The sequence below is a fragment of the Cognatundibacterium crateris genome, assembly GCF_010078235.1.
GTDB lineage: Bacteria > Pseudomonadota > Gammaproteobacteria > Burkholderiales > Burkholderiaceae_D > Undibacterium > Undibacterium crateris.
Genome location: NZ_JAABOS010000005.1, coordinates 154,324 through 176,617 on the forward strand (window position 1 = coordinate 154,324; position 22,294 = coordinate 176,617).

A 22,294-nucleotide genomic window follows, 5' to 3' on the forward strand; every position below is an offset into this window, starting at 1 on the left:
ACAAGCAAGCCGGAATGGTGGCTTAGTGTGCCTCTTCCCAGTTTTTGCCGACGCCTACTTCCGCCAGTAATGGCACATCGAGTGTGGCGACATTGGCCATCAGCTCCGGCAGCTTTTGTCTGACCAGCTCTACTTCAGCATCCGCCACTTCCAGCACCAGTTCGTCATGCACTTGCATGATCATGCGGGTTTGCAGTTTTTCCTGTTCCAGCCAGTTCTGTACTGCGATCATGGCCAGCTTGATCAAATCCGCTGCAGTACCCTGCATAGGGGCATTGATCGCTGCGCGTTCAGCGCCTTGACGACGCGGGCCATTCGGGCTGTTAATTTCCGGCAGCCACAAACGGCGTCCGAACACCGTCTCTACATAACCATGTGCTTTCGCCTTGGTACGGGTATCGGCCATGTATTGCGCCACGCCCGGATAACGCTGGAAGTATTTGTCGATATAGCTTTGTGCCGCTGCGCGTTCTATACCCAGATTGCCCGCCAGACCAAACGCACTCATGCCATAGATCAGACCAAAATTAATCACCTTGGCATAGCGGCGCTGTTCATTGCTGACCTCCGCAGGCGTGACACCAAAAATTTCTGCTGCAGTCGCACGGTGTACGTCTTCGCCATCAGCAAAGGCTTTGAGCAGACTTGCATCGCCAGAGATATGGGCCATGATGCGCAATTCGATCTGCGAGTAATCGGCCGACATGATGATATGACCCGGAGAGGCAATAAAGGCTTCGCGGATGCGGCGTCCTTCCGCAGTGCGCACTGGAATATTTTGCAGATTAGGATCATTCGAAGCCAGTCTGCCGGTGACGGCCACGGCTTGCGCATAATTGGTATGAACGCGTCCGGTAGCAGGATTCACCATCTTCGGCAATTTGTCGGTATAGGTCGATTTCAGCTTGGCCAGACCACGGTATTCGAGCAGAATTTTGGGCAGAGGATAATCTTCCGCCAGTTTCTGCAAAACCTCTTCATCGGTGGATGGTGCGCCAGACGGGGTTTTTTTGACCACCGGTAAACCCAGCTTGCCAAAGAAGATTTCACCCAGTTGCTTAGGTGAGTTCAGGTTGAACGGCTGGCCCGCCAGCGCATAGGCATTTTGTTCTAGTTCCAGCAGGCGGATACCGATTTCATGCGACTGCGCTGCCAGCAAAGCTGGATCGATTTTTACGCCGTTGCGTTCGATTTTTTGCAGCACCACAGAGGTCGGTAATTCGATGTCGTGGTAGACCTTGAGCAGCTTGGCATCCGGTGCGATTTCTGGCCACATGGCTTGATGCAATTGCAGTGTGATATCCGCGTCTTCGGCCGCATAGTCAGTCGCGCGTTGCAGTTCGACCTGATCAAAACCTATTTGCGATGCACCCTTACCGCAGACTTCTTCAAAGCTGATGGTTTTCTTACCCAGATGGCGCAGCGCCAGGCTATCCATGTCGTGTGACTTATGGGATTCGAACACATAGGATTCCAGCAAAGTATCATGTGCAATGCCGCGCAGCTGTATGCCATGATTGGCCAGCACATGACTATCATATTTCAGATTTTGCCCGACCTTGGCCTTGCTCGCATCTTCCAGCCAGGGGCGCAGTTTTTCCAGAACCAGTTCACGCGTAAGCTGCACCGGAGCGTCCGCATAGTGGTGGGCCACCGGAATATAGCAGGCATGACCTGCTTCGCAACACAGCGAGAGGCCGACTAACTGCGCATGCATCGGTTCCAGCGAAGTGGTTTCGGTATCGAAGGCGGTCAGGCTGGCTTGTTGTATCCGCGCCAGCCATGCGTCCAGTGCAGACTCAGTCAGCACCAGTTCATAATTTTTTTCGATGACGGCTGCATTTTCTTCCTCCTGAAACAGTCCGCCCTGTACCGGTGAATTCGCTGGCGCAGCGGCGCCCGCAAGGCTGGCTGATTTTAGTGGTGTGGCACCGGCGGTGGCATCGCCCGATAATTCGCGCAACCAGGTTTTGAAACCGTAGCGGCTGAAGAAAGCCAGCATGTCTTCCTTGCTTTCCGGTTTCGCGACCAGGCTGTGTTGAATATCCTGGTAATGCGCACTCAGGTCGCAATCGGTTTTGACTGTGATCAGTACCCGCCCCTGAGGCAGCCAGTCCAGCGCGGCGCGCAGGTTGTCACCGACCACGCCCTTGATTTTATCGGCATTGGCCATGATGCCATCGAGGCTGTCATATTCAGTCAGCCATTTAACGGCGGTTTTAGGGCCACATTTGGTCACACCCGGTACATTATCCACCGTGTCACCGATCAGGGTCAGATAGTCGATGATGCGCGCCGGAGGCACGCCGAATTTGGCTAATACGCCGGGTTCATCCATGACTTCATTGGACATGGTATTGATGAGCGTGACCTGGCTGTTGACCAGCTGCGCCAGATCTTTGTCACCGGTCGAGACTACGGTTTTCATATTCTGCCGGGTTGCAGCGACGGCCAGCGTGCCGATCACGTCATCGGCTTCCACGCCTTCTACCATCAGGATAGGCCAGCCCATTGCGGCCACAGCCTGATGGATAGGCTCTATTTGCAGACGCAGGTCGTCCGGCATCGGGGCGCGTTGAGCTTTGTATTCGGGATACAAATCATCGCGGAAAGTTTTCCCTTTTGCATCAAATACGCATGCCATGTATGCTGCCGGATAATCGCTGCGCAGACGGCGCAGCATATTAATCATGCCGTAAATGGCGCCGGTGGGCTCGCCTTGCGGATTGCGTAAATCCGGCATCGCATGGAAGGCACGGTACAGATAGCTGGAGCCATCGACTAACAAGAGGGTATTTTGCATATGAACGGAAACAGAAAAAATGTGACCAGATTGCGTCAGATTATTGATCAGGACAGGGCGACTTCCTTAAAAGCGCGTGAATCCTGGCATATGTTCACGATTATGGCAGAGTTTATCGAGTCTACCGAACGCCTTTCGACGATACGTCCGGCCGTCACGATTTTTGGCTCTGCGCGCATCAAAGCGGATGATCCCTATTATGTGCAATGTGTGGACTTGTCGCATCGCTTATCGGATGCCGGTTTTGCGGTGATTTCCGGCGGCGGCCCCGGCATTATGGAGGCCGCCAATAAAGGTGCGTATGAGGGGGCGTCGCCCTCAGTCGGTTTGAATATTGAACTGCCGCATGAACAGCGCAGTAATCCCTGGCAAAACATCAGCCTCAGTTTCCGGCATTTTTTTGCGCGTAAAGTCGCGTTTGTGAAGTATGCCGATGCCTATGTGGTTTTCCCTGGCGGCTTTGGCACCATGGATGAGGTCAGTGAGGTGCTGACCCTGATGCAGACCGGTAAATCGCGCCGCATTCCTGTCATTTTGGTTGGCACCAGCTTCTGGAGTGGTTTATTGGAATGGATCAAGGTACAGATGGCAGGCAATGGCATGATCGCGCCTGAAGACCTGAATCTGGTCCAGCTGATCGATGAGCCTGCGAATATTGTCGATGCGATTTTCGCGTTCTATGAAGCGCGTGATATCGAGCCGTCTGAGGACGAGCGTCAACGCATGCTGTATTTGTAAACAGATTTAACCGGAAAACCCCGGCACGGTGCGCTGGCTATCCGTTATTTCTAGCGGGTGCCTGCCTTGCCTGTTTCAATGTGTGCGTCGCTATTCAAGCTAAAGGAAGACTGAACGATGAAGAAAAAAAACTGGATGCTGGTCAGCGCTGTGTTGCCGTTCGCTGCGCTGGCACAACAGCAGGATTGTAGCCAGCTTGCGCAGGATGCAGAGCGTCTGGCTTGTTATGACCGCTTGTATGGTAAGCCTGCAAAGCCGATTTCGGCTCAGATCAGTAATGAAACCGGCGGAGCACCACAGCGTACAGAGGCGCCTGTCGCCGCTGCCAGCCCTGCAACGCGCGAAGTGGACGGGCTCAGCGAGCGTTGGGAATTAGACTCCGCGAATGCCAAATCCCTGTTTTTTCCTAAGCCGTATAAGCCGGTGTACATCTTGCCTGTCGCGTACAGTAATCGCATCAATGCAGCTCCGTTTTCGCCCGCTCCCGGCCACCAGGCGGATAAAGTGGATCTGGATTCAGTCGAAGCGAAATTCCAGCTCAGCTTTAAGTCAAAAATAATGGAAAATGTATTGGGGACCAAAGCCAATCTGTGGGGGGCTTATACCCAGTCCTCACGCTGGCAAGTGTATAACGGCGGTTTGTCGCGCCCGTTCCGGGAAACCAATTATGAGCCGGAGGCTATGCTGGTTTATCCGCTCAGCTTTGATATGCTGGGCTGGCAGACCAGGATGGCTTCGCTAGGCATCAACCACCAGTCCAATGGCCGAGCTTTACCCTTGTCGCGCAGCTGGAACCGTATTATCGGTGAGCTGGCGATGGAAAAAGGCGACTGGAGTATCAGTCTGCGCCCGTGGTGGCGCATCAAGGAAAGTGAGGCAACGGATGATAATCCCAGCATTCAGGATTATGCAGGGCGCGGTGAATTGCTGGTGACACGCAAAACCGGCAAGCACATCTTCACCTTCCAGGGCCGTCACAGCCTGCGTTCCGGGCAGCAGTCACGCGGCTCGGTGCAGCTGGACTGGGCTTTCCCTTTGCTCACCGGCCTGCACGGCTATGTGCAGATTTTCAGCGGCTATGGCGAAAGCATGATTGACTATAACTTCCGCCAGACCCGGGTGGGGATGGGTGTTTCGCTGGTAGAGTGGCGTTAATGTCTTAGGCTGGCCTGCGCCATGCACGTCAGCCGTAACAGTCATTCAGGCCAGATACAGCAAAGCCAGACCTATCGCGGCTGGCACCGCCTGAATGAACAGAATTTTGCGTGAAGCAGTCGCCGCACCATAGATCCCAGCGATCAATACACAGAGCAGGAAGAAGGTGCTGACCTCTTTGCCAGCCGCGCCCAGACTCAGTCCCCAGAACAGACCCGCAGCCAGAAAGCCGTTATACAGGCCCTGGTTCGCTGCCAGCGTCTTCGTGGACTTGGCCATTTCCGCGCTCATGCCGAAGGCACGGCGACCTGCCGGCTTTTCCCATAAAAACATTTCCAGAACCAGAATATACACATGTAATACCCCGATTAGCCCTATCACGATATATGCGGCTGTTTGCATGCCTGACCTTTATTTGAGAAGTGAAAAGTGGAACAAAATTTTAAACGAAAAACTCAGTTGGCCAGCCAGTTCACCTGCGGGAACTTGGCCATGAATTCTACCGGCATAGCAACGACTTTACTGATCTGGTAATCGAAAAATACAAAACCAGACTTCGCCATCGCGATCAGGGTGTTGTCCGCTGGACGCGTGATGCGGAAAATAATATCGCCGCCATATTTATTGAAGTCCATCACCCCGACTTCAAACAGCAACTGATCACGTGCATGCGCCTCGGCTTTGTAGGTCGTCGCGAGGTCGGTCACGATGATGCCCAGGCCCTCGGTGGCTGTTTCACGGATACCAAACTCAAACATAAAGCGGGCGCGGGCTTCTGAAATCATCGACACCATAGAATCATTGCCGACATGGTTGGCCGCATTGATTTCAGTCACCCTGACATTAAGCTGGGTGCGGTAGTAATACTGATCTTCAGGAAACTGTAGTTGTAAGCGTGCCATAGGGATACCAAGCGGGAAAGAGTAAAAATTTTACTGACGGCGCAGTCAGATAATGAGTTTCCTCATTGTAACGGTCTTTTACCCTTTAGAAATTCAGAAAAAGTCAGCGCAAGAATGAGAAACATTTCCTTGAGTTAACAATTGTTTGAATCTTGCTGCTTGTAAATACTTAAATACTGAGTAGTATGAAATTCAGGAAAATAGAACCAAAGCTGGGCTACGGGGGCGCAAGGGGCGCCAAAAAGATGTGAAATAGTTGTTTTTCGGGTAATTATTTGGCAAGGCAAATCAGCTGATGTGGGGCCAGAGATGGAAAATCAATTTGAATATTTCGACTTATCTGCGCCAGCACCGGCGACCACAGCGGCTGCCAGTGCCAGTCAGCCTGCGAGTGTCAGTCAGGAAGTAGCGCAACATAATCGTCTGAAATATCTGATTGATAATACGCCTGCGATTATTTACAGCAGCGTACCGACCGGCGATTTCAAAATGACTTATGTCAGCTCCAACGCGCAGCGCATACTGGGCTACGATTCCGCGATGATGGTATCCGACCCGAATTTCTGGTTTGATCACATTCATCCTGAGGATGTGCCGCAGATATTTTCCAGTCTGGCCATGCTGTTTTCAGAAGGCGAGCGCACTTACGAATACCGTTTCAAAAACAGCAATGGCCATTACATCTGGATGCACGATATGTTGCGCCTGATCCGCGATGAGGCTGGCAATCCACTTGAAGTAGTGGGCTCGCTGACCGACATCAGCGAACGCAAGGCGATGGAAGAGTCGCTGCAAAAAAAAGGCGAAGAGCAGAAACAGTTAATCCATAAGCTGCAAGAGGCGCAGGACCAGTTGATGCAATCGGAAAAAATGGCCTCGGTAGGTCAACTGGCCGCAGGTATCGCCCATGAAATCAATAATCCTATCGGTTTTGTAAATTCCAACATGGGATCATTGCAGGGTTACGTAGAGAAGCTGTTTGAAGTCCTTGGACAATATGAGCAGTTAATTCTCCAGCCGCAGGCTGCTCAGTCAGCTGTCGCACGTGTCAACGCCATCAAAAAAGAAGCCGATCTGGAATTCCTGCAGGAGGATGTGGAAGACCTGGTCAGGGAGTCTATGGATGGCCTGAAACGGGTGCGCGATATCGTGCAGTCACTCAAAGATTTTTCGCATGTCGGTGAAACCGACTGGCAAGAGGCGGATATCCATCATGGTATAGACAGTACGCTCAATATCGTGATCAATGAGATCAAGTATAAAGCCACCGTGATTAAGGAATACGGCAATTTGCCAAATGTGCGTTGCGTCATTTCGCAAATCAATCAGGTGGTGATGAATCTGTTGGTCAATGCCTCACATGCGATCAAGGAGAAAGGCAACATCACCATCAATACCGGATGCAAGGATGACTGGATCTGGATACGCATCAGTGATACCGGGTCCGGTATTCCGCCTGAAATCATGACACGTATTTTTGAACCGTTTTTTACGACGAAGCCGATAGGCAGCGGAACCGGTTTGGGTTTGTCTCTGTCATACGGAATTATCAAGAAACACAATGGACGTATCGAGGTGAAAAGCGAGCTGGGGCTTGGCACCAGCTTTACCATACATTTGCCGCTGCATCCGGATAAGGTGGATGCGAACAAAGAGTAATCTCCGTCACAGATCAAGGACAGATCAGCGATATCAGGGTGCAGGCTATGAGTCAGGAAAATACAAATAAGACCAGGGATGACTTCACTGCGATGCTCAATATCGGAACAGATGGCATGTTCGATAGTATGAGCAGTCTGCGCTTGAGTGCCAATGAAGCCAGAATGCTTGCGACTATCAGTCCGCAGCTGGCACAGATACGCGCACAGTTTGATCAGGCCTTACGCGAACATATCGCAGATACCCCTTTCTTGTCTTATGGCTTACCTGACAGCTTACAGCAGCGCATACATCAGCGTCAGCGTAGTTACTTTGCACTGTTATTGCAATCCAGGTCGGATAGCAGCTTTCTGGTGGACCGCAGCAAAATAGAGTTTGCCCATCAACAAATGGGACTGAACCGCGACTGGTATTTTTCTGCTTACAGAAAATATCTGGGAGCGGTATGGGCTGATCTGCAGGATATCAAAGCGGATTACCAGCTCTCCTTCAGTGGCATGATGCTGCTGGTGTTTAAACTATGCATGTTTGACCTCGGGCTGGCGCTGGAAGTCTATTCTGAAGTCGAGAAAAAGCGTTTTTTCGAAACCTATATCGCCGATATGCAGGTCCCGCCACCTATGCTGGCAGAAACCCGCCAGGCTGGTTTGATGGATCATTCCAAACGTAAAAAGCTCGATACGCTGCTACAGTCTTCGATAGATCATTCACCGCAGATAACCGGGCATTTGAGCGTCTGCTATCTGGGGCTGGATCAATATGAGCAAGTCGCTGAAAGCTATGGTTTTGAAGCCTCAAGACTGGTGTTGCAAACCATAGAAATGCGTTTGCGTGCTGAACTGCACGATCATGATGTGATCACCCATCTTGGGGCTGGCGAGTACATGCTGATTTTGCCTGGCCATGCTGACTCTGTCGAAGTGCTGGCACTCTGCCAGCGCGTCATGAACACTTTTACGCAAGCGATTTCCCTGATCGACCAGAAACTGAATATGTCTTGTTGCATAGGCATAGCCATGTATCCGGACGATGGGCAATTGGCAGAGGATATTTCCAGATGCGCTGAAGTCGCATTTCGCAGAGCGCGCGAATGCGGGCATGGCAGTCTGCGTTTTTATTCATCGGCCCTGAATGGCACTGTGGATGAACAGATAGCGCTGGCCTCAGATTTGCGCTTAGCGATACAGGACAATCAGCTGCAATTGTTTTATCAGCCCAAGGCGGATCTGCGCCACGGCAAAATCACTGGTTGCGAGGCTTTACTTCGCTGGCAGCATCCAACACGGGGTGAAATATCACCGGCAAAATTTGTGCCGATTGCAGAGCAATCTGATCTAATCATCGTGCTGGGCTACTGGGTGATACGACGTGCCTGTGAAGATATACAGCGTCTGCTGGCGCAACAGCTGGCGCTGCCGGTCGTGGCGATTAATGTTTCGCCACGCCAGTTGAAGGAGGTGGATTTTCCGGAACGTATGCTGGCTATCATGAATGAGTACGGCGTGACAGCAGCACAATTGTCGCTAGAGGTAACGGAGAGTGTGCTGATAGGCTGCGATGAGGAATTTGATGCCTTATTTTTCCGACTGAAAAACCTGGGCTTCAGCCTGTCGCTGGATGATTTTGGAACGGGTTATTCTGCACTCGGTTATCTGAAGCGTTTTTCATTTGATTATGTCAAAATTGATCAGTCTTTTGTCAGGGAATTGCCTGGGCATCTGAGCGATGCCTCGATCTCTAAAGCTATTATCTCGATGGCGCATAGCATGGGGATGGAGGTGATTGCTGAGGGCGTAGAGACGGAAGCGCAATGTAAGTTTTTTTCAGATAATTTATGCGAACAAGTACAAGGCTATTTCTATGCACGTCCTATGCCATTTGCGCAGTTACTGGATTTCATACGTCAGGATATCAGTCTGAATCCACATGTATTACAGGCCACACGGCCAGAGCGTACTTTACTGCTGGTAGATGATGAACCCAATATTTTGTCTGCACTTAAACGCTTGCTGCGTAAAGATGGCTATCGCATCTTGACAGGCAACAGCGCGAGTGAAGGCTTAGAGATACTGGCCAGTGAAAATGTTGATGTCATTATGTCGGATCAGCGCATGCCTGCTATGTCAGGTGTCGAATTTTTGCGTCAGGCCAAGGCCTTGTATCCGGATACAGTCAGGATCATCTTATCCGGCTACTCCGAACTGCAATACATTACTGATGCGATCAACGAAGGTGCGATCTATAAGTTTCTGACCAAACCCTGGGATGATGAGCAAATACGGAAAAATATCAGTGATGCATTTCAGTTTAAGGAAATTCTCAATGAGAACCGCAGATTGAATGTGGAGATACAAAGCAGTAACCGGGAACTGGTGAAAACCAATCGCCAGCTATCAGACATTTTGAAACAGAAGCAGAATCAGATACAAAGAGATGAAGTCAGCATTGGTGTGATCCGCGAAATTCTGCATCAGATACCATTTCCCCTGATCGGGATTGATGATGAAGACCGCATCGCTTTTTGCAATCTGCAGGCGGAAGAGTTATTGCCCGGCGCTGCAGTGAATCTGGATAATGAGCTGCACCAGGTATTTCCTGAGCTGGCGCAGCGTTTAAACAGTGCTGATCAACAGGGCTTGATTTCTGTGCAGATCAGCGGGAAAACTTACCATGTCGATTGCCGCGCAATGGGAAAACACTCTGCCTCGAATGGACGTATTATTATTTTTCTTCCGGTGGCAGGAATGAGTGAAGCGGGGAGTCAGGGAACTACGTACTCTCGCGCAGAGTCTGGCGCGAAACATGATGCAATAGTGGGAAAATAACGGAAAAAATAGCGGGAATATCAGAGGTTCTATATGCGTTCCATATCTGCAGAACAGCTTGTACGTGCGCTGGAGGAACTGCCCTCCTTGCCACAGGTATTGTCTGAATTGATCGAGGCAATCGAGCATGATAATGTGGATCAGCGCTCCATCATCATGCGGATAGCCCAGGATCAGGCCTTAACTTCTAAAACTTTGCGTCTCGCAAATTCTTCTTTTTATGGCTTGTCATATCGGGTCAATTCGCTGTCTGACGCTGTCTCTATCCTCGGTTTTCGCAGTTTGCGCACACTGGTGACCAGCACTGCAATCGCCAATCTGTTACACCGCTTTGTGTTGGAGCGGAATGACGTGGACTATTTTCTCGAGCATTCTATTTCGGTCGCGATTTTTGCCAAATTGCTGGCCGCGCACATCTGTGCCAATCAGGAGCAAGCTTTTACCACCGGGCTGATCCATGACCTGGGTAAGTTAGCGTTGGTGACAAAATTCCCTGGCGAATATGCTGCGGTCAAGCGCTATCAGAAAGAGCAGGCCTGTGCGCGCTATGAGGCTGAAAATGCAGTGCTATCTATGAGCCATGCATCGATAGGGGCAATGCTTGCGCGCAGATGGCGCTTTCCGCTCGAGATGCAGCAGGCGGTCAGTGCGCACCATGATCCGATGACGGCAGAAACCAGTGAATTGTCGATGTTGATTACGGTTGCGAATATTTTTGCCAAAGTGCATGCGAGCGATGAGGACCGCATGCGTTTGCTGCGTGAATCCAGTTATGCATGGCAGCGTCTGGAATTGAATGAAGAATTGTGTCTAAGGATTTTTGCGACGGAGAGGCAGCAATATGCCGAAATCAGCCAGATTTTACTCAGTCACTGATCGTACTGGCTTAGGCGGAAGAGCAGGCTGAACGCTAGTGTTTTAACGCAGCACCACCAACCACTTAGCCCATTTGGGAAAGCAGGCATGATGAATACAGAATTGCATGCTGAGCCGCAGACCGAACGTGTCTACCGCATATTATGCGTGGACGATGAGCCGAATATCTTGTCATCGTTGCGCCGTTTGTTCCGTGGTAAAGGATATCAGGTACTGATCGCTAATGGCGGCCAGGAAGGACTGGCTACGCTGGAAACAGAAACGGTTGATCTGGTCATTTCAGATATGCGTATGCCGGTGATGGATGGTGCAGTTTTCCTCGAACATGTCAGGGCACGCTGGCCAGATACCATACGCCTGCTGCTGACCGGCTATGCTGACATACAATCGATCATTGATGCGATTAACCGAGGCGAAATTTATCGCTACATCACCAAGCCCTGGGACGATAACGATATCGTCCTGATCGTGCGGCAGGCGCTGGAACGCAAAGCGCTGGAGCAGGAAAAACTCAGACTGGAAGAGCTGACCTTAAGGCAGAACGAGGAATTAAAAACACTCAATGCCAGTCTGGAAATCAAAGTCGAAGAGCGCACAGCCGATCTCAGAAAAGCGCACGAATCACTGCTGACCGCAAATGACAAACTCAAGGACAGTTTTCTGACCTCGATCAAGGTGTTTTCCAGCGTGATCGAAATGCGCGGCGGGAAGTTGATGGGGCACTCGCGTCGGGTGGCTGATCTGGCGCGCAAGATCGCGCGGCGCATGGGGCTGGAAAGCAAAGATACGCAAGAGATTTTTGTCGCTGCCTTGTTGGCAGATATAGGCAAAATCGGATTTTCTGACGAATTGCTGGAGACGCCGTTGAATCAGATGAATGGTGATCAGCTTGGTCAGTTTCACAAACACACCCTGCGCGCCGAGCAGTTACTGATGCCGCTGCAGGATTTGCAGGGCGCGGCGCGCATTATCCGCTTCCAGCATGAGCGTTTCGACGGTCGAGGTTTTCCGGATGCGATCGCGGGAGACCAGATTCCGCTGGGTTCCAGGATACTGGCGCTGGCTGGCGATTATGACAGTTTGCAAATAGGCTGCCTGGTCCCAAAACGTGTGCATCCGGATGATGCCCTGCCGCTCATCGTGCGTGGTGCCGGTAACCGTTATGATCCCAAGGTGGTTGAAGCTTTTCAACAAGTCATGGGTAACGTCAGCGAAGAACCGCACGACAAAGAAGTCATGGTGCCGCAGTTAGTGCCTGGCATGGTGTTGTCGGCAGATGTGGTATCCAAAGAAGGCATGTTATTGCTACCCGCCGACTTTGTGCTGGATGAAGGCGTGATAGAAAAGCTCAGGCTTTTCAGTGAACCTGTACATGGCCGGATGTTTGTGCGTATCTATACCAACAGGAGGAAATGATGCGACGAATTCTTTTACTGGATGATGAACAAAATGTGCTCTCAGCCTTAAAGCGCAGTTTCAGAAGCATCGCAGGCAGCGATCAGCTCAGGATAGATACCTACAATGTGCCGGAGCAAGCATTGGCGCATTTGCAGGATACGGCTTACGATTTTATTATCTCTGATTATCACATGCCATCCATGAATGGCATTGCTTTCCTGGCTCTGGCCAAGGGGATACAGCCAGATGCGGTGCGCATGATGTTGAGCGCGTCTGCTGAGTTCAAAACCATACTCGGTGCGATCAATGAGGCAGAAGCGTTTCGCTATATCGCCAAGCCCTGGACACAGGAAGAGTTGACGGATACCTATCAGGCCGCTTTGCAAAAGCGCGATCAGATACTCGAAGACCGGCGGCTGGCCGATGAGTTACGCGTGCAGCGCGGTCAGCTATCACCGCAGGAAGAGGCACTGCGCAGGCTGGAAGAGAGTGAACCAGGTATCACCAAAGTGAAGTGGGGCGCTGATGGCTCGGTCATGCTGGAATAAGTCGTAGAGCTTGCGTAAAACCACCCCGGCGGCGTGGCCTCGCTTGGGGTAACTGGGCGTAAGTCCTGAATAAAATGATACTTGTCTTGATAGATTCTTTGCTGCTGTTGGGCAGGTGGACACTGCGCGACTGGCTTTGTAATGGTTTGAAACAGGCTTGGTCTGGTAAAATGCCGCCTTTCTGTCCTGTTCTGTAGCCGGTTGTCTGATCTCAGTATCGTCACTGCGATATCTTCCGCTTCACAGTATGACCTCTTTTTACTGAAACTCTGTATGTCCGACTCTACACCTGCTGATAACAGCAAAACGCTGTTTTATGACCCGACTGAACGTCGTATCCGTAGCTTTGTCACCCGCACTGGCCGCGTCTCTGACGCGCAGGCCCGCGCGATAGAAACCCTGGGGCCGGTCTTCTGTATTCCTTATCAAAAATCCCTGCTCGATATCGATGCGACTTTCGGTCGCCAGGCGCCGACTGTATTTGAAATCGGTTTCGGTATGGGCGAAACCAGCGCCAAGATTTCTGCCGGTATGCCAGAGAAAAATTTCATCGGCGTCGAAGTGCATACGCCGGGCGTAGGCAGCCTGCTTAAGCTGACCGATGAAATGGGCTTGAAAAATCAGCGCATCATTCAGCATGACGCAGTCGAAGTGCTGAATTACATGATCGCGCCGGAATCCCTGCACGGCGTCCATGTGTTCTTCCCTGATCCCTGGCATAAGGCACGCCACAATAAGCGCCGCCTGATTCAGGGCCCGCTGGTACAACTGCTCGCATCGCGACTGGCACCAGGTGGCTATCTGCATTGCGCGACGGACTGGGAAGAATATGCAGTCCAGATGCTGGAAGTGCTGAGCGCTGAACCCGCTTTGGAAAATACCGCAGAGGCGTATGCGCCACGCCCTGAGTATCGCCCTGTGACGAAATTCGAAAACCGCGGCCTGCGTCTGGGTCATGGCGTGTGGGATCTGGTGTTCCGCAAAAAATAAGGCGGCGAGCCACAGTGCCAGCCGTGCTTAATGCGCAGCGCACTGTATCAAACTGCTCACTCGTAAAAAAAGCAGCCGTGTGGCTGCTTTTTTTTTGCTCGTCAATCCTGTGTGAACTGCAATTGCATCTCCCCTAGCTTGCCGAAGCGGATTGATAGCGGCACATGTAGTGGCACGTCTGGGCTGCCGGCATAAGAGCCGGTGATTACAAACTGGCCTTGGCGCAAACCCATGCCCTGACTGCGCAGGAATTCAGCCAGCCAGTACAGCGGCTGACGCGGGAACCCGGCCGGATGTTCGCCGCGTAATTGCTGTATGGTTTTTGTTTGCGTCTGAATTTCGATATCCAGACAGGAAGGCTCATTGCCCAGGTAATCCGCGGGTAGCGATGGTCCAAGCACGCAACCCTGATTGTACAAACCGTCCGCCAGATGCTCGGTGTATTCGGCTGTCTCTGGTGCCAGATAACGGCTGCCTATCAATTCCAGCGCGATATGACAGGCTGAGACTGCCTGATCGACGTCCTGCATACCATACGCAGCCTCACGCGGTGGTAAATCCTGGCCCAGTACAAAAGCCAGCTCAGGTTCTATGCGCGCCATCCCATGCAGAGGCTGCAGACTGACGCTACTTTCGCTTTTGTATACCCGGCTGGCAAAGATGGGCGCCAGTACCACGCGTCCATCGCTGGGGATACCGCATTTCCAACCTGCTATGGTTTCCCCTAACAAGGATGGAACCAGCGCCTGTATTTGCAAAGCGTCTTCTATGCTGCCAGGGCGCAAGGAGAGTGGCAGCCGCTCACCGCGTTGCTGCTGCGTGTGACGCTGCGCTAATTCGGCTGCAGCCTGTTGTTGCGTGGAGGTACTTAAGGAGGTGCCTGAGGATGTGCTGGTCATGATCTTACCTGTCTGAGGATACGCTGATTCCGTATGGTCGGTGGAGATCAGCGTATCTTAAACCAGCTCAGCACGGATTGCCTAGTTAGCTTTTATTTTTACCAGTGTTACTGTGGCGGCTGCCAACAATAACAAAGCACCTGCCAGCCGGATCACGTTTTCCGGATTGCCGCCCAACAGGCTGTGATAGTACAGCGGCAGTGTGAAAATCTGAATAATCATGGGGATCACAATGAACATATTAAAGATGCCCATATACACACCGGTTTTCGCGGCAGGTATGCAGCCCGCCAGCATGACATAGGGATTGCCCATGATGCTGGCCCAGGCCAGGCCTATGCCTATCATCGGTAACAGCAGCCAGAGTGGATCGTGAATAGCCGGTATGCTCAGCATGGCCAGGCCTGCCAGCGTCAGGCAAGTGGCATGGGTGAATTTGGGGCCGAAACGCCGTGTCAGCGGGATTAATGCAAATGCCGCGATAAAGGCGATGAAATTATAAAACGCACCAATCTGACCATTGAGCAAACCCGCATCACGAAACCCGGCAGAGCTGGGATCACTGGTGTCGAACAAGGTACGTGCCAGTGATAACACGATGTATTGCCAGTAGCAGAACATGCCATACCACTGAAACAGCTTCATCACAGCCAGCTGGCGCATGGTCAGGGGCATTTCTTTGAACGCATTCAGTATGTCTTTGAGCGTGGTTTTCCAGCCAGCCGGTTCAGCCTGGATTGCCTTAATTTCTTCTGCAGTCAGCGGAATTTCCGGTGTGGTCTTCAAGGTCCATAAGATAGAGGCCAGCGAAAAGAAGGCACCTATCATAAATGCAGCGATCACGATGTGCGGGATATGCTGGGCGTTCACCGCATCCTTGTTCATCCCTAGCCAGACCAACAGAGACGGCGTCAGATAAGCCAGCGTCTGGCCCAGCCCGGTAAATGCGCTTTGGGTCAGAAAGCCCAGTGTATGCTGGCTGCGGTCCAGCTTGTCACTGACAAACGCGCGGTAAGGCTCCATCGTTACATTATTCGCCGCATCCAATATCCACAGCAGGCTGGCTGCCATCCATAACACCGGGCTATAAGGCATCGCCAGCAAACCCAGGCTGCACAATATGGCACCGATCAGAAAATACGGTGTACGGCGCCCCCAGCGGCTGATGGTGCGATCACTCATGGCACCTATCACCGGTTGCACCAGTAAGCCGGTGACCGGCCCGGCCAGCCACAGATAGGGCAGGCTGGCTTCATCTGCGCCCAGATACGAATAAATCGGACTCATGCTGCTTTGCTGTAAACCGAAACTGAACTGGATGCCGAAGAAACCGACATTCATGTTGACGATCTGCCAGATATTCAGCAAAGGGCGCTGTGTGCTGCTGGCGGGTGAACTCTGAGTATTCATACTCTTTCCTGTCTCTTGAGGATAAGTGTCTGCTGCGCTTTGTGTTATGCGTGTTGCGCGTATTGTGTATTTTGTGCGTCCTGAGTATTCACGGCAGCTTATGGCGTGTTGTTCCAGGTCTTTTCCCATACCTTTTCCCAGGCATGATAAAACGGCTTATCGCCGACTGCACCACGCACGCCGCAAATCGCCGAGGCAAATGCCTGTGCTCTCTGCAAACTCAGCAAGCGCGGCCAGTCGCGTAACATGCCTAGTAAAACAATCGCAGAAAAGGCATCCCCGGCTCCCACGGTGTCGACTACGTCTATGGCAGACGCAATGCTGCCGCGGCTTTCCAGGCCTTCGCCATCTACATACAAATAGCCTTGCGCACCTAGCGTCACGATCAGTGCCTGCAGCTTGCAGGTCTGCAGTAACTCACGTAACAGCCCGATTGCTGGTATGCCCGGCGCGCTGAATTGTTGTTCCGCAGGTGTAGATAAAGCCGGATACAGTCGCAGTAAAACCTGTAATTCATCTTCATTGATTTTCAGGATATCCGCCGCAGCAATCGAGCGCAGTATGGTGTCCAGACTGGCCTGATCCTGACGCAGGTTCAGGTCCAGATAGCGCAGTGCGCTTGATTGCTTGAGTATGTCATTTAATGCCTGATGCGAAGCCGGTGCGCGCTGCGCCAGGGTGCCGAAGTAAATGATATCTCTGTCTGGTGGCGCTGCAAACGAGGCATGACGCTGCGCACAGGCCTGGCTGGCAGATGCACTGGCTATGTGATCATAGGCCTGATCAGGCAGGATGTGGAACTGATGGCTGACCAGATTGTGGGTATGCTGTATCTCCACACTGACTTTTCCAGTCGGGAAGTGGGGATCACTTTGCAGCCCGGCATCTGACATACCGAATTTGTGCATATCTTCGCGTATCCAGGTGCCGTAAGGGTCGTCGCCAATTCGTGAAATGAACAACGGATCGCAGCCGAAATAAGCCAGCGTGCGTGCCACGTTGTAGGGGGCGCCGCCGATCACAGGCCCATCCGGAAAATCATCGATCAGTACTTCACCGAATATGCAGATATTTGAGGCGGACATCAGTTCACTCCTGTTGCAGATAAATTCGACGCGATCAGCCAGCATTGCGACCAGGCTGGAATAAGCAGTATATCCGGCGGAACTGCGCCATCCGGCGTTTTCCAGCATCCTGATATTGCGCTGCCAGATGGCTGTGCGGATGGTAGTTGCTGCGCCAGTACGCTCAGCGTCACAGTTTGTGGCTGATCAGAGAAGTTTCCAATGAAAACAAAGGGCGCATGGGCTTCGCCGCGACTGAATGCCAACAAGGATGAGGAGTTTGTATGCAGCAGACGTCGTGCTGCCTGGGCTTGTAATTGCGGCAGCTTGCGGCGCCATTGCAGTAATCGCTGCAGACCTGAGCTGCACAGATGGGCCGCATTGCCAGCCGTTTGACTTCGTGTGGCCAGCGCCTCATTCCATTGTGGCCGGTGCAGCCAACGCGCATCGTATTGATGGGCAGCGACTGAACGGTAATCTTCATTGTTTTCCTGAGCAAATTCATCGCCCATATAAATCAGCGGCATACCACCGAAGCAAAAACTCAAACCATATAACAGCAATTGTCGCTGCACCGCTGTGCGGCTTTGCTCAGCGTCAGTCGCACGGCTCAGACCACATAGGGCAGCGGCCATGCCTACCGTGCCATGTACCGCAGCCGGATCGCTGGCCTGAAAGCTGGCGCCGCTGGCGAAGCTGTCGCCTTGTCCCGCAAAAAACTGGCTGACGGCAGACAGTCTTTGTTCTACATCTGTCGCTTGCAGACTGGCTTCCGGGCGCAACACATTCCAGCCTATATCGTCATGACAGCGCACATAGCTGAGCCAGCTGGTGTTCGGTGGCAGTTGCGGCGTGCCTGCGATGACTGCAGAAATCAGGCTAGTGTCTTGTTCTGCCACTGCGACCCAGGCTGCTGCCATCAGGCTGCTGTGATAAGCGAGATGACATTCCTGCACGCCGCGCTGTGCATCCCCCAGATAGGCGGGCAGATCACGCGTTGCGACGATCGCCTCTGCCTTCAACAAGACGCCCGGCATCGTGATTTCTGTGATGCAGCGCAGGCACTGCAGTATCCAATGCGCCTCCGGCTGATTCATACAAGTCGTGCCTGGCCGTTTCCATAAAAACGCAGTTGAATCAAGCCGGAATACTTCTATGCCGCGATTGGCCAGTTGCAGCATAGCTGCTGTCATGTCCAGAAACACGGCAGGATTACTGTAGTTCAGATCCCATTGATAGGGATAAAAGGTGGTCCATACCCAAGACTGCAGCGCATCGATATAGCTGAAATTGCCTGGCGCAACCTGAGGGAAAACCTGACCCAGCGTGGCTTCAAACTGATCCGGTACTGTCCGGTCAGGATAGTGGTAAAAATAATCCCGGTATTTCGCATCGCCCGCACGTGCTGCAATCGCCCACGGGTGATCGTCGGCGACATGATTCAGGATAAAGTCTGAACAAAGACTGATGCCGGATTCGCGTAATGCCTGAGTCAGTTGTTCCAGATCCTGCATACTGCCCAGCGTGGCTTCGACCTGATTGAAATCGGATACGGCAAAGCCGCCATCATTTTCACCGGCACGCGCTTTCAGGAAGGGCAGTAAGTGTAGATAAGTCACGCCCAGTTGCTGCAGATGTGGGATACGTTGTATGACGCCTTGCAGCGTGCCAGCAAACCGGTCGGTATAAGCGCAATAACCCAGTCTGTCTTCACGGGTGAACCAGTCGGGCTGTTGACTGCGTTGCTGATCCAGTGCCTGGAGTCCGGCCGGGCGTGCCTGTAGCGCATCGGCCATGACTTGCATCAGTTGCAGGCACCAGTTTTTCAATTGCACATCGTCGGCAAAGCGCGTTGCGTATAGCTGGCTTAAGCGCGTGATCAGCGTTGGTGCGTGCTGCGTAAAGCGCAGTTCTGCAGTGGTTCTAAGCGCAGGCGCAAGCTGCATCAGAAAAGCCTCCTTGCAGGCACTGAGCAGGGCGATGGAATTGGATGAAGAATGGACAGGCATAATGGTCTGGTTAAAATGGGCTCCCCCGGTAAGTAGGGGTTACAGGGGGAGCTCAAGTGCTGCGGGGACAATCGGTGTTACTGAGTTTCAGACTCAGAACGAATATTTCAAGGTGGCGCGTATGCTGCGTCCGTTGATGGAGCGCGCAGCATGTCCATCGCCTTCGACTTCGGTGTAGCCTATGGTGTTGAGCAAATTATTGATGCTCACCGACGCCTGCAGGCGTTCTGTCAACTGATAGTTGGCAAAGGCATTCAGTACATTAAAGCCACCCAGAGTCAGGGTATTGCCATCGTCGCCATAGGACTTGGACGTGCCGATCAGGCTGGCACCGAAAACGGCATCACCCATGGTGTAAGTTGGCGCGATCTGATACACATACTTAGCCTGGCGTCTTGGCGTTTTTCCTATGATACTTTTATCGGCTGCTGCGGTGATGCTGGCATTGGTATAAGTCAGTCCGCCAGTCATACGGAATGCACCGATTTTATAGCTGGCTTCGACTTCCAGACCTTTTGCATCATAGGTGTTGGATGAAAATTTCTGCGTCGTAGCTTCGAAATTAGACTCTGAAGTTTTGGCCTGGAACAGGGTTACAAAGCTGCTGAAATCGCCGCTTTTCCACTTCACGCCCGCTTCGTTTTGTTTGACGATATTGGTACTGATCGGTGTGCTGCCATCCAGCGGGTTACCAAACATAATGCGATCGGCATTGAACGCGATACCATCGCTGGTACGTGCAAACAAGGCCAGATCTTTATTCAGGCGGTAGTTCACACCGACCGAATACGAAGTGTGATTCACATCGTAATTGATGAACTTGGTATTGGCCTGACTGTAAGTCTGTTTAACCGCCTGATTGTAAGTGCCGCTGGCATTCTGCTTGTCATGGCGCAGGCTGGCATCGACATTCCAATCGCCTTTTTCCCAGCCCAGATTGGTGTACAGGGCATTGGTTTTGTATTGGGCATCGATGGCGCGGTTACAGCAGCCACCCCAGACATCGGTACCTTGTGCCAGCAAACCCGGGCTGCCTGCGACGGTAGCGGCGGAATTCAGCAGTGCCGGTTTATCGCCGCTGGCCTGCATCAGGTATTGATTGAAATTCCAGGTCAGTGCGACATTTTGTATGGAGCTGAAATAACCCACTGTAGTCGCGAGTTTGCCTTCTGCCAGCTCGAACGCACGTGATAAGCGCACATCATTGGTGGTGCTGCCCAGATCATCCAGCGAGGTATTGAAGACAGTGGCAGTAAAGGCCGGGCCGCTGTAAGCCTTGCCTGCATTAGGCCCAGTTGCATATGTCATGCCGCTGCTATTGTTGGCATTATCCGCCGGGAAGATAGAAATGAAACGGCCGGTATTAGTCGACTTGCGGAATTTTTCATCCAGCGTCCAGCCATTGCCTACATTTAAAGAAGCCTCTAAGCCGAAGGCGTTGCTCACTGCATGCAAGCCATCATTCACATTTGTGGAGACTTTGTTGTTGTTTTTATCCAGTACGATATCACGCGTCCAGTAAGGCGAGTAAAAGCTGGCAGTACGCGGATCAATTCCTGCCATTTCAGAGATAGAACCATTCACGGTACGGACAGGTACTGGCATATTCATCGGCGTTTTGTCGTCCAGATGTTTGACGCTCAGGCGGATATAGCCATTGTCCAGTTCATGCGTGATATTGGCACGTAACTGGCCGCCATCTTCAGCGGTGACACCGGCTGGACGCGAACTGTCGCCATTACGATAAAAGCCAGCGATAAACATCCGTGTTTTTGGTGACAGCGCTGCACCATAGTCGAAATCGAAACGGGTCTGGTTAAAATCCAGACCTTTTGTGATGCCTATGCTGCCGCCTTTTTCCTTACCATTTTTGCTGATGAAGTTAATGATGCCACCTGGTGCATTGGTCGCCATAGTCGATGCGGTGCCACCGCGTACCACTTCCAGGTGGCTCAGGCTGCCATCGGCGCGCAGATACATATCGGGTGTGGCAAAGGCGATGTCACCGAACAGCAGTACCGGCAAACCATCTTCCTGAAACTGCACATAACGCGCGCCACCGGCAGAGATCGGTACGCCACGCACGGTCAGGTTGGCATTGCCTTCACCGCCTGAGGATTCTGCACGTACGCCTGGAACAGCGCGCAAAATTTCTGCCGCATTGGTTGGGGCAGACTGGGAAATCTGATCCGCATCGAGCGAGCTGATGGAGACGCTGGCCTTCATTTTCGAGGTGCCGGTCGGCGTGCCGGTGACGATCACCGAATTCAGGTTCAGGGAATTTTTCTCTTTATCGCTGCTGACTGTGCCGGCTGCTTCCTGCGCCAGTGCACTGCCCATATGGAATACGGCCAGGGATACCAGACTGGCCATGCGTGTCAGTTTGAGGCTATGTGATGTCATTTCTGTCTCCATTGTTTTTGCATACCGACTTATAAGGTGTCGGCGGTTTGGCATACCTGTTAGCACCAAGTCGAACTTCTGCCGGTGTTCAGCATGGACAACTCAGGAGCAAAAGACCTCCAACAATCCTCGCCTTGCTCCGCAATGGTGAGAGCGGGGCTGGTTTTGCGATCTGACAAGCATTCTTGAAGATCTTTTGCACTGTAGGTGAGTTGCATTATGGTGCAAGTTATTTTTCTTTGCAATCGATTGCAAAGATGCGGTGCAATAAGTTTTGTTTTGGTGCGGAGAATAAAATTCTCAGTTGGCTCAAACAGGTTTGAGTAAGGATACGGACGAAAACGATTGCGTCCCTCTTGCCCGTTATGTGCTAAGGGCTCAGGTTTGGTGCGCCCTTTTGACCTGTTTTTCTGATGCAAAGTTAAGTTGATGTTGTCTGCAATACGCAACGTATCAGCGCTGAATGGATGTTTTTTGATGCAGTGCACAATGAAAGAGTGGGCTGAAATGTACGGGTTTTCTGTGTTTTTGCTGGATGTGCTTGGTGTATTTTGCAAACGTTTGCAAATGATGGTGTTTTTTATCTGCTCAGTCTGCCGGAGAAGAAGATGAAAC

17 protein-coding genes are annotated in these 22,294 nt (G+C 52.0%); 8 read left to right on the forward strand and 9 right to left on the reverse strand.

The annotated features are described in order from the left end of the window. Window positions 1-22: 22 nt before the first annotated feature. Entirely contained in the window at window positions 23-2,803 is a 2,781-nt protein-coding gene (polA, locus tag EYB48_RS11385; RefSeq protein ID WP_162020470.1) for a DNA polymerase I, read from the reverse strand. Here polA and EYB48_RS11390 point away from each other — a divergent pair, their 5' ends adjacent. Together EYB48_RS11390 and EYB48_RS11395 are read left to right on the forward strand one after the other, a co-directional pair. Then, window positions 2,804-3,541, forward strand: coding sequence for an LOG family protein (locus EYB48_RS11390; protein ID WP_162020471.1), 738 nt, complete (start codon window positions 2,804-2,806; stop codon window positions 3,539-3,541). Window positions 3,542-3,658: 117 nt separating this feature from the next. After that, the gene (locus EYB48_RS11395) at window positions 3,659-4,696 is read left to right on the forward strand and encodes a phospholipase A (protein ID WP_162020472.1); all 1,038 of its coding nucleotides are present in this window, start codon (window positions 3,659-3,661) and stop codon (window positions 4,694-4,696) included. 45 nt (window positions 4,697-4,741) lie between these two features. Here EYB48_RS11395 and EYB48_RS11400 read toward each other — a convergent pair whose 3' ends face one another. Both EYB48_RS11400 and EYB48_RS11405 read right to left on the reverse strand, forming a co-directional pair. Further along, on the reverse strand, window positions 4,742-5,098 hold the full coding sequence (locus EYB48_RS11400) for a DUF1304 domain-containing protein (RefSeq protein ID WP_162020473.1): 357 nt from the start codon (window positions 5,096-5,098) through the stop codon (window positions 4,742-4,744). A 53-nt stretch (window positions 5,099-5,151) separates the two neighbouring features. Next, window positions 5,152-5,598, reverse strand: coding sequence for a thioesterase family protein (locus EYB48_RS11405; RefSeq protein WP_162020474.1), 447 nt, complete (start codon window positions 5,596-5,598; stop codon window positions 5,152-5,154). 309 nt (window positions 5,599-5,907) lie between these two features. Between EYB48_RS11405 and EYB48_RS11410 the strand changes: the two genes are divergently transcribed. The 6 genes from EYB48_RS11410 to trmB all read left to right on the forward strand — a co-directional run bounded on the left by EYB48_RS11410 (window position 5,908) and on the right by trmB (window position 13,894). Beyond that, window positions 5,908-7,257 (forward strand): ATP-binding protein, encoded by a 1,350-nt coding sequence (locus EYB48_RS11410; protein WP_162020475.1) that lies wholly within the window; start codon window positions 5,908-5,910, stop codon window positions 7,255-7,257. Window positions 7,258-7,304: 47 nt separating this feature from the next. Continuing rightward, on the forward strand, window positions 7,305-10,082 hold the full coding sequence (locus EYB48_RS11415) for an EAL domain-containing protein (protein WP_162020476.1): 2,778 nt from the start codon (window positions 7,305-7,307) through the stop codon (window positions 10,080-10,082). Window positions 10,083-10,115: 33 nt separating this feature from the next. Further along, window positions 10,116-10,958, forward strand: a complete 843-nt coding sequence (locus tag EYB48_RS11420; protein WP_162020477.1) for an HDOD domain-containing protein — start codon at window positions 10,116-10,118, stop codon at window positions 10,956-10,958. An 87-nt stretch (window positions 10,959-11,045) separates the two neighbouring features. Continuing rightward, on the forward strand, window positions 11,046-12,374 hold the full coding sequence (nosR, locus tag EYB48_RS11425; protein ID WP_162020478.1) for a response regulator c-di-GMP phosphodiesterase, NosR family: 1,329 nt from the start codon (window positions 11,046-11,048) through the stop codon (window positions 12,372-12,374). Then, on the forward strand, window positions 12,374-12,904 hold the full coding sequence (locus EYB48_RS11430; protein ID WP_162020479.1) for a response regulator: 531 nt from the start codon (window positions 12,374-12,376) through the stop codon (window positions 12,902-12,904). Before nosR ends, EYB48_RS11430 begins: the two co-directional genes overlap by 1 nt. A gap of 273 nt (window positions 12,905-13,177) precedes the next feature. Then, entirely contained in the window at window positions 13,178-13,894 is a 717-nt protein-coding gene (gene trmB / locus EYB48_RS11435) for a tRNA (guanosine(46)-N7)-methyltransferase TrmB (protein WP_162020480.1), read from the forward strand. Between the two features lie 101 nt (window positions 13,895-13,995). Here the strand turns inward: trmB and EYB48_RS11440 are convergent, their stop codons facing one another. The 6 genes from EYB48_RS11440 to EYB48_RS11465 all read right to left on the reverse strand — a co-directional run bounded on the left by EYB48_RS11440 (window position 13,996) and on the right by EYB48_RS11465 (window position 22,236). Next, a complete protein-coding gene (locus tag EYB48_RS11440; RefSeq protein ID WP_162020481.1) occupies window positions 13,996-14,793 on the reverse strand; it encodes a fumarylacetoacetate hydrolase family protein in 798 nt (265 codons plus the stop codon). An 81-nt stretch (window positions 14,794-14,874) separates the two neighbouring features. Beyond that, complete coding sequence (locus EYB48_RS11445) at window positions 14,875-16,203, reverse strand: MFS transporter (RefSeq protein WP_162020482.1); 1,329 nt, start codon at window positions 16,201-16,203, stop codon at window positions 14,875-14,877. A gap of 98 nt (window positions 16,204-16,301) precedes the next feature. Further along, window positions 16,302-17,288 carry a PfkB family carbohydrate kinase gene (locus EYB48_RS11450; protein ID WP_162020483.1) on the reverse strand — a complete coding sequence of 329 codons (987 nt, stop codon included), beginning with the start codon at window positions 17,286-17,288 and terminating at the stop codon, window positions 16,302-16,304. Continuing rightward, window positions 17,288-19,276 (reverse strand): alpha-amylase family glycosyl hydrolase, encoded by a 1,989-nt coding sequence (locus EYB48_RS11455; protein ID WP_235935072.1) that lies wholly within the window; start codon window positions 19,274-19,276, stop codon window positions 17,288-17,290. Before EYB48_RS11455 ends, EYB48_RS11450 begins: the two co-directional genes overlap by 1 nt. A 93-nt stretch (window positions 19,277-19,369) precedes the next feature. Then, window positions 19,370-21,679, reverse strand: a complete 2,310-nt coding sequence (locus EYB48_RS11460) for a TonB-dependent receptor domain-containing protein (RefSeq protein WP_162020484.1) — start codon at window positions 21,677-21,679, stop codon at window positions 19,370-19,372. A gap of 59 nt (window positions 21,680-21,738) precedes the next feature. After that, window positions 21,739-22,236 (reverse strand): hypothetical protein, encoded by a 498-nt coding sequence (locus EYB48_RS11465; protein WP_162020485.1) that lies wholly within the window; start codon window positions 22,234-22,236, stop codon window positions 21,739-21,741. Window positions 22,237-22,294 lie beyond the last annotated feature (58 nt).

What these genes read in the sequence shown, in the direction of transcription:
- EYB48_RS11415 (WP_162020476.1), top strand. Translation starts at nt 7,305, where the DNA reads ATGAGTCAGGAAAATACAAATAAGACCAGGGATGACTTCACTGCGATG.
- EYB48_RS11410 (WP_162020475.1), top strand. Translation starts at nt 5,908, where the DNA reads ATGGAAAATCAATTTGAATATTTCGACTTATCTGCGCCAGCACCGGCG.
- EYB48_RS11395 (WP_162020472.1), top strand. Translation starts at nt 3,659, where the DNA reads ATGAAGAAAAAAAACTGGATGCTGGTCAGCGCTGTGTTGCCGTTCGCT.
- trmB (WP_162020480.1), top strand. Translation starts at nt 13,178, where the DNA reads ATGTCCGACTCTACACCTGCTGATAACAGCAAAACGCTGTTTTATGAC.
- EYB48_RS11405 (WP_162020474.1), bottom strand. Translation starts at nt 5,598, where the DNA reads ATGGCACGCTTACAACTACAGTTTCCTGAAGATCAGTATTACTACCGC.
- polA (WP_162020470.1), bottom strand. Translation starts at nt 2,803, where the DNA reads ATGCAAAATACCCTCTTGTTAGTCGATGGCTCCAGCTATCTGTACCGT.
- EYB48_RS11390 (WP_162020471.1), top strand. Translation starts at nt 2,804, where the DNA reads ATGAACGGAAACAGAAAAAATGTGACCAGATTGCGTCAGATTATTGAT.
- EYB48_RS11450 (WP_162020483.1), bottom strand. Translation starts at nt 17,288, where the DNA reads ATGTCCGCCTCAAATATCTGCATATTCGGTGAAGTACTGATCGATGAT.
- EYB48_RS11440 (WP_162020481.1), bottom strand. Translation starts at nt 14,793, where the DNA reads ATGACCAGCACATCCTCAGGCACCTCCTTAAGTACCTCCACGCAACAA.
- nosR (WP_162020478.1), top strand. Translation starts at nt 11,046, where the DNA reads ATGATGAATACAGAATTGCATGCTGAGCCGCAGACCGAACGTGTCTAC.
- EYB48_RS11400 (WP_162020473.1), bottom strand. Translation starts at nt 5,098, where the DNA reads ATGCAAACAGCCGCATATATCGTGATAGGGCTAATCGGGGTATTACAT.
- EYB48_RS11445 (WP_162020482.1), bottom strand. Translation starts at nt 16,203, where the DNA reads ATGAATACTCAGAGTTCACCCGCCAGCAGCACACAGCGCCCTTTGCTG.
- EYB48_RS11460 (WP_162020484.1), bottom strand. Translation starts at nt 21,679, where the DNA reads ATGACATCACATAGCCTCAAACTGACACGCATGGCCAGTCTGGTATCC.
- EYB48_RS11455 (WP_235935072.1), bottom strand. Translation starts at nt 19,276, where the DNA reads ATGCCTGTCCATTCTTCATCCAATTCCATCGCCCTGCTCAGTGCCTGC.
- EYB48_RS11430 (WP_162020479.1), top strand. Translation starts at nt 12,374, where the DNA reads ATGCGACGAATTCTTTTACTGGATGATGAACAAAATGTGCTCTCAGCC.
- EYB48_RS11420 (WP_162020477.1), top strand. Translation starts at nt 10,116, where the DNA reads ATGCGTTCCATATCTGCAGAACAGCTTGTACGTGCGCTGGAGGAACTG.